This is a genomic window from Nocardioides limicola (assembly GCF_016827675.1).
GTDB lineage: Bacteria > Actinomycetota > Actinomycetes > Propionibacteriales > Nocardioidaceae > Nocardioides > Nocardioides limicola.
Window position 1 is genome coordinate 465,097 of the sequence record NZ_JAERJA010000001.1, and the last position, 10,563, is coordinate 475,659.

The window sequence follows — 10,563 nt, forward strand, 5'->3', positions numbered from 1 at the left end:
TCACGCTAGCGGATCAGGCGCCCCGGGGGTACCTGTGGAAATCGGCGAGCCCCGAAGACCGGCCTCGGGCAGGCTGAGGGCATGGACCCCGTGAACACCCACCCCGACCAGTGGCGCCACCACTGGCGCGAGGTCGTGCTCGGGCTACGCGAGTCCGACGCGCGCCGCACCCGATTCCCGACCACTCTGCACTGCGGTGCCCCCGCGGTCGCTTCCGTGGCACTGGCCGCCCCGCCGCGGCCCGATCACGATTGGTCCGCCGACATCGTCGGTGCGCTGATCGACCGGTGGGCCGCCGGGTCGTCCCTGGTCCCGGCGGTGTGGCTGGTCCGGCCCGGGGCGCTCACCCCGAGCGATGATGACCACCTCTGGTTGTCCGCCACGATCACCGCCTACGCCGAGCGGGCGTTGCCGTCGCCGGTGCCGGGCGTCGACCCGACCCTGGTCGTGGTGACCCGCCAGGGCTGGTTCGACCCCCGGACCGGCGACGGTCGGCAGTGGGTCAGGCTGCGTCGTCGGAGCCCGGCCGTGACATCTCCTCCCACACTGACGGTGGCACCGCCCGGTTGAGCAGGTCGGCGACCAGGTCCGCCAAAGGATGGCTCGGATCGGACCGGCGGCACCTGTCCACCGCACACCAGGCCAGCGCCCCGTTGCCCACGAGCCAGGCCGCCAACGCCAGGATGGCCGCGGGGGTGGCCGCGAGGTCGTCCGGAGCGTGCGCCACCGCATGCGTCCACCACTGGACGGCCCGAGCTGCGTCGGGGCGGTTCAGGGTCTCCAGGACCACCTCTCGTGCCGCGGCGCTGCGCACGGTCACCAGCACCCGTCCCACCACGTCCGGTGTGAGTGCGGTGCCGGAGGCGATGGCCTCGCGGAGCCAGTCGGGGTCGCCCGGCGTCGCGGCCGCGGCCGCTGCGGCCACCTGGGCCCGATGCCCGGGCTCGGCGGCCGACAGGGTGGCGGCGATGTCCTCGCGGGTGCCGACGGTCACCCGCCCTGCGAAGACGGCCTGGGTCAGGAACGGGTGACTGCTCACGTCGTACGCCGTGCCGATGCCGCGCCGCACCCGGGTCGGCCCCAACAGCGGCCACCAGCGTCGCCCGTCGGCGCGTAGCCCGTCGGCGACGTCGATGCCGGCCTCCTCGAAGGCGCGCAGCAGGCCACGGAAGCAACGTTCGGCCAGCCCCCCGTCGTCACTGTGGAGCACGAAGACGACCTGGCGGACACGGTGCTGGAGCGCCGGCGCCAGCAGCACGTCGATCACCTCCTCCAGGTCGTCGCGCCCGGGCAGGTCGACCCGGGCATGGAAGGAGTGTCGGGCGCCGAAGGTCAGCATCGTGATCGAGTCGGTGGGCGTGAAGCCGAGCAGCACCGGCACCATGGCCAGCACGTCTTCGGGGCAACGGGCCCGCATGGTCATCTCTGAAGTGGTCATGGGGAGGTTCTGCCCGGTGCCGCGGCCGTCACACCTGAGAGGTTTCGGCTGTGGACGAAGTGCCCTCCTCCACAGCTCAGCGGACAGAAGCGGTCCGCTTCTGGGGTCGGAAACCTCCAGCGCACGACGCTGGGACTGCTCCGAGGACGTAGGTTTCGGGCATGGTCCGTGCGCATGCCTCCGTACTGCACCTGGACCTCGACGCCTTTTTCGCGTCGGTGGAGCAGCGCGACAAGCCGTCGCTGCGCGGCAAGCCGGTGGTGGTCGGCGGCACGGGTGGGCGTGGCGTGGTGGCCACCGCCTCCTACGAGGCGCGGGCCTTCGGGGTCCGCTCGGCCATGTCCACCCGGGAGGCCAGGGCCAGATGCCCTCATGCAGCCTTCCTGGCCGGACGGTTCCGCGCCTACCAGGAGACCTCGGCGCAGGTGATGGAGGTGCTGCTGGCCGCCTCCGATCTCGTGGAGCCGCTCAGCCTCGACGAGGCCTTCGTGGATCTGGCCGAGGCCGACCTGCCGGATCTGGAGGTGCCCACCGTCACCGCGTTCGCCGAGACGTTGCGCAGCCGGGTCACCGCGGTCACCGGGGGGCTGACTGCCTCGGTGGGCATCGGCACCTCCAAGTTCGTGGCCAAGGTGGCCTCCGATCTCGACAAGCCGGACGGCCTGGTGGTGGTGCCCCCGGGCACCGAGACGGCGCTGCTGCACCCGATGCCGGTCACCGTGATCCCCGGCGTCGGGCCGGCCACCGCGGAGCGTCTCAGGCGCACCGGGGTCCGCACCGTCGGTGAACTGGCCTCCCTGAGTCTCGACGAGTTGGTCCGGCAGGTGGGCAAGGCGCACGGCCATGCTCTGCACGCCCTGGCCCGCGCCGAGGACCACCGTGCCGTCGAGGTGGCCCGCAGCACCAAGTCGGTCAGTGTCGAGGGCACCTACGACACCGACCTCACCGATCGATCGGTGATGGTCGGCGTGCTGACCAGGCAGGCTGCCCAGGTCGCGGCCCGGCTTGCCGAGCACGGTTTGTCGGGCCGTACCGTCTCGATCAAGGTCCGCCGATTTGACTTCACCACACTGACCCGGTCCGCCACCTTGCCCACACCGACGGACAGCGCGAACGTCATCGCGCGGACGGCCGCCGGTCTGCTGGCCGACCTCGACGTCACCGGAGGCATCCGACTGCTCGGGGTGGGTGTCTCCGGGCTGGCTGACTGGATCCAGGAGGATCTCTTCGCGGACCAGGCCGCAGCCGACGCCCCACCCGTCGGAGACGATCCGCCGATCGAGCCCCCCACGGCTCGCGGCAGGGACCGCGATTTCCCTGCCGGTGCCGACGTCGTCCACGACGAACACGGGCCCGGTTGGGTCTGGGGGTCCGGCCGGGGCATCGTGACCGTGCGCTTCGAGACCCGCGACAGCGGTCCCGGGCCGGTGCGAAGCCTGCGGGCCGACGACCCGGCGCTGCACCGGTCCTGAAGCTGCCCGGTCCTGAAGCTGCCCGGTCCTGAAGTTGCCTGGGCGATCAGGCGCGGGCGAAGTTGATGGTCTCGCCGGGGCGTGACTGGGCGGCGACCCAGAGATCCGCCTCGGAGACCACGGCGAGCACCGGGTAGCCCCCGGTCACCGGATGATCGGCGAGGAAGACCAGGGGTCTGCCGTTGGCGGGCACCTGCACACTGCCCAACACCATCGGCTCGCTGTGCATCTCCCCGGTGCGCGCACGGGTCAGGGCCGGACCCTCCAGACGCATCCCGATCCGGTCCGACTCGGTCGACACCGTCCACGGCCGGGTGCAGAGCTCCTCGAGTGCCCCGGGTGTGAACCAGTCCAGGCCGGGCCCGGGATACACCCGCATCGCCGTGGTCGGCCGTGCCGGCACCGCGTCGACGGGTTGCGGCGGTCCCGCCGGCGATCCGATCGGCAGACGTTGCCCCTGTTGGACGAAGGGCGGGCCCACCTGCGCCAGGGTGTCGGTGCTTCGCGACCCCAGCATCGGGGGTACCGCGATGCCGCCTGCGACGGCAAGCATCACCCGAACACCGGCCGGCGGCGTCCCGATCTCGAGCACGCCCCCGTCGGGCAGCCACTCGGGTCGTCCGAACCCGGCGGGCCGTCCATTCACCGAGACCGGGCAGGCCGCGCCCGTGACCGCCACCCAGTGGCCGCCGCTGCCGCGCAGCCGCAGGCCACCCATGACAGCCTCCACCAGGGCCGCCGACTCGTGGTTGCCGACCAGCCGATTGGCCAGGTCGGCGGCCGGCCGATCGAGGGCCCCGGCCCGGGGTACGCCCAGATGTGCCCAACCGGGGCGGCCTCGGTCCTGGATCGTCGTCCGGGGCGGCGCCTGCAACACCTCGAGGGTCATCACCGCACCTGCCGGAACCGCACCCGGACCCCGGGCGCGAGCAGCGCGGGAGGCTGCCGTCGGGGGTCCCAGAGCTCCGCATCGGTATGCCCGATGATCCGCCAGCCGCCGGGCGACGCCTGCGGATAGACGCCGGTCCACTGGTCCGCCACCGCCACCGCCCCGGCCGGCACCCTGGAGCGGGGCGACGACAGCCGCGGCACCGCCCACTCCTCCGGGAGGCCGCTCAGGTAGCCGAACCCCGGCGCGAACCCGCAGAACGCCACCCGATGCTCGAGGTCCGCATGCCTCTGGGCAGCCTCGTCCGGCGCCAACCCCCACAACTGCGCCACGTCGGCGAGGTCGGGCCCGTCGTAGCGCACCTCGAGCTCCACCAGCGGCCCCGGCGTACTCTGCGCCGGCCCGGGCCAGGTCGCCACCTGTTCGGTCACGAGCGACACGTCGGCGATCCCGTCGACGAGGACGCTGCGGGCCGCGGGCACGATGTCGACCGCATCCAGTCGGTCCCGCGCCCACGTGGCCAGCGCGACCGCGGCGTCCGCATCCGCGACCGACACCAGCACCGCGTGAGGTCCGACCGGACGGATCCCGGTGATCGCGTTCACCAGGGCTCCAGGGCGAAGCCCGCATCGCTGAGGGCCCGTCGTACGGCGTGGGCGTGGGCCACGGCATCGGCGGTGTCACCGTGCAGGCACACCGAGTCGACCGAGTCGGCGAGGGCCAGGGCCGCAGTCACGATCTCGGGGGTCGTCTCGATCAGTGCCCCGGGCTCGCCCCGGGGCATCAGCGTGCCGAGGTCCGTGTAGCCCCGGTCGGGGAATCCTTCATGCCCGGTCCGTCGCCCGAGCCCGCGGGCGAGCTTCAGGATCACCGCACCGGGCATCCCCAGCACCGGCAGCTCTCCAGAACCCGCCAGTACCGCCCCGGCCTGATCCTCGTCGATGGCTACGCGGTGATAGAGGGCTCCGTGAGGCTTGAGGTAGCGGACGTGGGTGCCCTCGGCCACAGCGATCTGTTGCAGGGTGCCGACCTGGTCGGCGACCTGTTCGGTGAGCACGCGGGCGGGCACGTCCAGGGCCACCCTGCCGAAGTTCTCCCGGTCCGCGTACGACACCTGGGCGCCGACGGCGACCCCACGGATCGCCGCTTCGGCGCAGACCGCCGTCATCACTTCCCGGCTGCCCGCGTGGTAGCCACAGGCGACGTTGGCGCTGGTGACCACCGCCAGCAGACCGCGATCGTCGGTGATCTCCTCGCCCAGATCGGCGTTCAGGTCAACGCGCCTGCCCTGCTCCACACCCCCGAGGCTATCGTCACCGTCCATGAGCGATGCCGCGTCCGTCACGCCCCCTGTCACCGCACCGCCGATGGCCGACCGCCGCCCGGTGACCAGCACCCATCACGGCCGCACCCGCACCGACGAGTACGACTGGCTCCGGGACAAGGAAGACTCCGCGGTGATCGCGCATCTGGAGGCCGAGAACGCCTGGACGGAGCAGGCCACCGCACATCTGGAGGGCCTTCGGGAGCAGATCTTCTCCGAGATCCGGACCAGGACCCAGGAGACGGACCTGTCGGTCCCGGTACGCAACCGCGGCTACTGGCACTACATGCGGACGTTCGAGGGGCGCGAGTACCCGAGCCAGTGTCGGGTGCCGGTCGCCGATCCGGCTGACTGGACCCCTCCTGAGCCCGACCAGACCGCCGGCCCGGACACCCCGGCACTGCCCGGCGAGGAACTGCTGCTGGACCACAACGCCCTTGCCGAAGGACACGACTTCTTCTCGCTGGGCGGCGCCTCGATCTCTCCGCACACGACGCTGCTCGCCTACGCGGTCGACGTGACCGGCGACGAGCGGTACACCATCCGGGTCAAGGACCTGTCGAGCGGAGGGCTGCTCGACGACGAGATCACCGGGGTGCTGGGCGGGGCCACCTGGCACCCCGACGGCGACGCCTTCTACTACGTGACCGTCGATGAGACCTGGCGGGCCGACAAGGTGTGGCGGCACCAGTTGGGCACTCCTCAGTCCGAGGACGAACTCGTCTTCGCCGAACCGGACGGCCGCTTCTGGGTCGGTGTCGGCCGGACCGCGACCGACCGGTTCCTGATGGTCGTCTCCGGCTCGAAGACCACCACCGAATGGCGCTACCTCGACACCGCGCGTCCGGAACTGGGCTGGCGGACCTTCGCCGCTCGTCGTACCGGGATCGAGTACTCCCTCGAGCACGCCGTGATCGGCGGCCAGGACCGGTTCCTGGTGCTCCACAACGCCTCGGGCGCCGACTTCGAGCTCGCCCTGGCGGGCATCGACCCGACCGAGGAGTGGTCGCCGCTGATCCCCCATGTGGCGGGCACTCGGCTGGAGGACGTGAGTGCCCATGCCGGTCACCTGGTCGTTCACCAGCGCAGTGAGGGGCTCTCTCGGCTCCGGGTGCTGGAGCTCGATGACACGGGGATCGCCCATGACCACCTGGTCCAGTTCGACGACGAGATCTACACGATCGGTGGTGGCAGCAACCCGGAGTTCGGCCAGCCCACCGTGCGATTCGGCTACACCACACTCGCCACCCCGGCCTCGGTCTACGACTACCACGTCGCCACCCGGGAACTGACGCTGCTGAGGCGGACGCCGGTGCTCAGTGGCGGCACCGTCGCCGAGTTCAACGACGCCGACTACGAGCAGCACCGGATCTGGGCGAAGGCCGACGATGGAGTGCTGGTCCCCATCTCCCTGGTGGTGCGTCGCGGCCTCCGCGCCGACGGTGGACCGATCCCGGTGCTGCTGTACGGCTACGGCTCCTACGAGCACTCGATCGATCCAGGGTTCTCGATCCCCCGGCTCTCCATGCTCGACCGCGGTGCGGCCTTCGCCATCGCCCATGTCCGTGGTGGTGGCGAGATGGGACGGCACTGGTACGACGACGGCAAGCTGGACCGCAAGACCAACACCTTCGACGACTTCGTGGCCTGTGCCCGAACCCTCATCGCCGAGGGCTGGACCTCTCCCGACCTGCTGGTGGCCGAGGGCGGCAGCGCCGGCGGCCTGCTGATGGGGGCGGTCGCCAATCGGGCACCGGAGCTCTTCACCGGGATCGTCGCGGCGGTCCCCTTCGTCGACGCGCTCACCTCGATGCTCGACTCGACGCTGCCGCTGACCGTCAGTGAGTACGAGGAGTGGGGGAATCCCGAGGCCGATCCCGAGGTCTACGACTACATGGCCTCCTACGCCCCGTACGACAACGTGGTGGCCCAGGACTATCCGGCGATTCTGGCCGAAACGTCGCTGAACGACACCCGGGTGCTCTACGTGGAGCCTGCCAAGTGGATCGCGCGGCTACGGGCCACCGCGACCAGCCACCAGTTCCTGCTCCGCACCGAGATGTCTGCCGGTCACGGCGGGGTCTCGGGCCGCTACCGGGCCTGGAAGGACCGGGCCTTCACGCTGGCCTGGATCCTGGACCAGATGGGGCTGGCAACCGCTCCCGACTGACGCGGCCGGATGGCCCCACGTCTCCCACCTGTCGCTACCGCCCCAGTCGTCTCGGGGATTCCCCTGAGAACTCCCTGAGAATACACCGGGCCTGCAACTCTCCCGGGCTGCCAGACGTCGTACTGGGTACAGAGAGCGACGAGTCCCCCGGGAATGCCGGGGGCCCCGAAACTCGTTGCACAAGGTGACGCGGTCCGGGCCGCGACTCAAGGAGGGCGGGGACATGGCAAGGACTGGAACCAGTACCAGGGTGAACCGAGAGATCGAGGGACGCGACAGCGTCGGCCTCTACCTCGACGAGATCGCGCGCAATCCCCTGCTGGATGCAGCCACCGAGGTGGAACTCTCCAAGACCATCGAAGCGGGCCTGTACGCCGAGCACCTGCTGCGCACCGGCCGGGTCGGCCGCCGCAAGGGCGGCGCCCCCAAGCAGGCCACGCGCGAAGAGCTCGAATGGCTGGCCGCCGAAGGGCGCAAGGCCGTGGACACGTTCGTGAGCGCCAACCTGCGCCTCGTCGTCTCCATCGCCCGACGCTACGGCCGCTCCCAGATGCCGATGCTCGACCTGATCCAGGAGGGCAACACCGGCCTCATCCGGGCCGTGGAGAAGTTCGACTACACCAAGGGCTACAAGTTCTCGACGTACGCCACCTGGTGGGTCCGGCAGGCCATCACCCGCGGCATCGCCCAGCAGGCGCGCGTGGTCCGGCTGCCCGTGCACGTGGTGGAGGAGCTCAACCAGGTCAGCGGAGCCCGCCGCACCCTGGAGCGTCAACTCGGTCGCGAACCCGACCCGGAGGAGATCTCCGAGGAGTTGGGCATGGATCTCGACCGAGTGCTCGACCTGATGAGCTGGGGCCGTGACCACGTCTCGTTGGACACCCCGATCGATGAGGACGGCGACACCTCACTGGGCGATCTGCTCGCTCAGGAGTCCTCGCCGGGGCCCGACTTGACCTTCCTCGACGTCGAGGCGCGGGACCGGCTCAACACCTTGGTCGAGAAGCTCGACGAGCGAGCCGCCGACATCATCCGCTCCCGCTACGGCCTGTCCGACGGACGGCAGCACAAGCTCGCCGACATCGGCGCCAAGCACGGCATCTCAGCCGAGCGGGTGCGCCAGCTCGAGCGCGAGGCGCTGGCCAAGCTCCGCACCATCGCCGATCCGGATCTGGCTGCCTGACCGGTCCGCGTGCCGGGGCCCCCTCGGCCCCGGCACGCGGGGTCACAGCTGGGCGAAGATCTCCTGCACCTGCGTCCGCAGGTTCTCCAGGTCGCCGGTGTTCTCGATGACGTGGCTGGCCAGCGCCAACCGCTCGTCGTCGTCGGCCTGAGCCGCGATCCTGGCCTTGGCGTCATCTTCGGTCCAACCTCGGTCGCGGACCATCCGCTCGATCCGCAACTCCGGCGGCGCGTGGACGACGAGGACCGCGTCGAAGGTGTGTGCACGACCTGACTCGGCCAGCAGCGGAATGTCGTGGACGACGACTGCCTCCGTGGGGGCACCCTGCTCCAGCTCGACGATCCGTTCGAAGACCAGTGGATGCACGATGGCCTCCAGCCGCTTGCGTGCCTCGTCGTCACCGAAGACCAGCGCACCCATCGCGGGTCGGTCCAGTTCGCCGTCCCCCGTCAGCAGCTCGGAGCCGAACTCGGCGACCACCGCGTCGAGACCGGGGGTGCCCTTCGCCACCACCTCACGCGCCAGCCTGTCCGCGTCGATGATCACCGCGCCCAACTCGGCCAGGATCTCAGAGACGGTGCTCTTGCCTGCGGCGACGCCACCGGTCAGTGCCACTCGGGTGCCCATGACCGGTGAGTATCCCGGATGGGACGATGACGTTCGTGACCGCCCGCCACTCCCCCGCCCCCGCACTCCGCGAGGGCGACCGCGTCGCGCTGCTGGTTCCGGGCTCGCACCAGTACGTCGATGCGGTGCTGTCACTACTGTCGGCGGGGATCTTCCCAATCCCCCTCGACCCTCGGCTGACACCGACCGAACGGGCCCGGATCCTCGGCGATCTGGCCCCCAAGGTTGCGGTCGAGGACGAGGCCGCGCTGCTGGCGCTGATCGATCCGGTCGGGCGGCGAGGGTTGCCACGCGGCCGCCCCATCCATGTGACCAGCGGAACCACTGGGGTTCCCAAAGGTGTCTTCAGCGGCCTGCTCAACGACCGTGCGGCGCGCGCCCTCGTCGCCGAGGAGCAGGACCTGTGGGGGTTCACCGCCGACGACGTGAACCTGGTCCTCAGCCCCCTCTACCACTCGGCCCCACTCCGATTCGCTGCTGGGACTCTGCTGGCCGGCGGCCGGCTGGTGATCCCACCCGGTGGGTTCGACCCACCGGCCGTGACCGAGGCGATCCAGCAGCAGCGGCCGACGACGATGTTCTGCGTGCCCACGCATCTGCAACGGCTCTTCGCCCATTGGGATGCGGTGGGCGTCCCTGATCTGACGTCGTTCCGGCTGGTCGCGCATGCGGGTGCGCCGTGTCCAGCCGTGGTGAAGCGACAGTTGATCGCCCTGTTCCCTCCAGGCACCACCTGGGAGTTCTACGGCTCCACCGAGGGCCAGTTCACCGCGTGTCGCAGCGAAGAGTGGCTCCAGCGGCCGGGCACGGTCGGGCGGGCTCGTCCTGGTCGGTGGCTGACCGTCGACGATGACGGCGCCATCTGGGCCGGCGTACCCGACCATGCACGGTTCAGCTACTTCGGCGACCCGGGGAAGACGGCTACCGCATGGCGCGACACTGCCCGTGGCCCCGAGTTCACGGTGGGCGACCTCGGCCGGCTCGACGACGAGGGGTACCTGTGGCTGGATGGAAGACGCGAGGATCTGATCATCTCCGGTGGGGTCAACGTCTACCCCGCTGAGGTGGAGGACGTCCTAGCCGGCCATCCGGCGGTGCGGGACGTCGCCGTCTACGGCGTCCCGGATCCGGACTGGGGGCAGCGAGTCTGCGCCGCGGTTGTCGGCGACATCGGGGGTGACGAACTCGGCCGCTGGGCACGGGAGCGGCTCGCGCCGCCGAAGCGGCCCAAGGAGTACCACTTCACCGAGGAACTCCCCCGCACCCTCACCGGCAAGGTTCGGCGCGGCGACCTGACCAGCGATTCGCGGCGGTAGCCCGGGGACCTTCGTCCCGGCCCTACCGGCCGAGGTCCCGACTATCGCCGCCAAGGTAAAAACCCGGGCAGGATTGGCGTCACACACCTCACGGGCGTGCGTTCCACCGGCACCCAGCCACGCTCCTGGAGGCTCCCCCGTGCC

General features: G+C 70.8%; 10 protein-coding genes. 5 read left to right on the forward strand and 5 right to left on the reverse strand.

From position 1 onward, the window contains the following. The first annotated feature begins 81 nt into the window (after positions 1 to 81). Positions 82 to 570, forward strand: coding sequence for a hypothetical protein (locus JKG67_RS02315; protein WP_203335624.1), 489 nt, complete (start codon positions 82 to 84; stop codon positions 568 to 570). Here the strand turns inward: JKG67_RS02315 and JKG67_RS02320 are convergent. Then, positions 503 to 1,438 (reverse strand): DUF4192 domain-containing protein, encoded by a 936-nt coding sequence (locus tag JKG67_RS02320; RefSeq protein WP_203335625.1) that lies wholly within the window; start codon positions 1,436 to 1,438, stop codon positions 503 to 505. The genes JKG67_RS02315 and JKG67_RS02320 overlap by 68 nt on opposite strands. A 161-nt stretch (positions 1,439 to 1,599) precedes the next feature. Between JKG67_RS02320 and JKG67_RS02325 the strand changes: the two genes are divergently transcribed. Continuing rightward, entirely contained in the window at positions 1,600 to 2,910 is a 1,311-nt protein-coding gene (locus tag JKG67_RS02325; protein WP_203335626.1) for a DNA polymerase IV, read from the forward strand. Positions 2,911 to 2,956: 46 nt separating this feature from the next. On the opposite strand, the gene JKG67_RS02330 is transcribed toward JKG67_RS02325, so the two are convergent. The 3 genes from JKG67_RS02330 to JKG67_RS02340 are packed head-to-tail and all read right to left on the reverse strand — an operon-like array spanning position 2,957 to position 5,096. Beyond that, complete coding sequence (locus JKG67_RS02330) at positions 2,957 to 3,799, reverse strand: 5-oxoprolinase subunit C family protein (RefSeq protein WP_203335627.1); 843 nt, start codon at positions 3,797 to 3,799, stop codon at positions 2,957 to 2,959. Then, complete coding sequence (locus tag JKG67_RS02335) at positions 3,799 to 4,404, reverse strand: 5-oxoprolinase subunit B family protein (RefSeq protein ID WP_307816387.1); 606 nt, start codon at positions 4,402 to 4,404, stop codon at positions 3,799 to 3,801. Before JKG67_RS02335 ends, JKG67_RS02330 begins: the two co-directional genes overlap by 1 nt. Continuing rightward, the gene (locus tag JKG67_RS02340; protein ID WP_307816388.1) at positions 4,401 to 5,096 is read right to left on the reverse strand and encodes a 5-oxoprolinase subunit PxpA; all 696 of its coding nucleotides are present in this window, start codon (positions 5,094 to 5,096) and stop codon (positions 4,401 to 4,403) included. Before JKG67_RS02340 ends, JKG67_RS02335 begins: the two co-directional genes overlap by 4 nt. 25 nt (positions 5,097 to 5,121) lie before the next feature. Here JKG67_RS02340 and JKG67_RS02345 point away from each other — a divergent pair, with 25 nt between their 5' ends. Together JKG67_RS02345 and JKG67_RS02350 are read left to right on the forward strand one after the other, a co-directional pair. Further along, positions 5,122 to 7,293, forward strand: coding sequence for a S9 family peptidase (locus tag JKG67_RS02345; protein ID WP_203335629.1), 2,172 nt, complete (start codon positions 5,122 to 5,124; stop codon positions 7,291 to 7,293). 223 nt (positions 7,294 to 7,516) lie between these two features. Further along, on the forward strand, positions 7,517 to 8,476 hold the full coding sequence (locus tag JKG67_RS02350; protein WP_203335630.1) for a sigma-70 family RNA polymerase sigma factor: 960 nt from the start codon (positions 7,517 to 7,519) through the stop codon (positions 8,474 to 8,476). Between the two features lie 42 nt (positions 8,477 to 8,518). On the opposite strand, the gene coaE is transcribed toward JKG67_RS02350, so the two are convergent. Beyond that, on the reverse strand, positions 8,519 to 9,103 hold the full coding sequence (coaE, locus tag JKG67_RS02355) for a dephospho-CoA kinase (RefSeq protein WP_203335631.1): 585 nt from the start codon (positions 9,101 to 9,103) through the stop codon (positions 8,519 to 8,521). 26 nt (positions 9,104 to 9,129) lie between these two features. Between coaE and JKG67_RS02360 the strand changes: the two genes are divergently transcribed. Continuing rightward, a complete protein-coding gene (locus tag JKG67_RS02360; protein WP_203335632.1) occupies positions 9,130 to 10,419 on the forward strand; it encodes a class I adenylate-forming enzyme family protein in 1,290 nt (429 codons plus the stop codon). Positions 10,420 to 10,563: the final 144 nt, after the last annotated feature.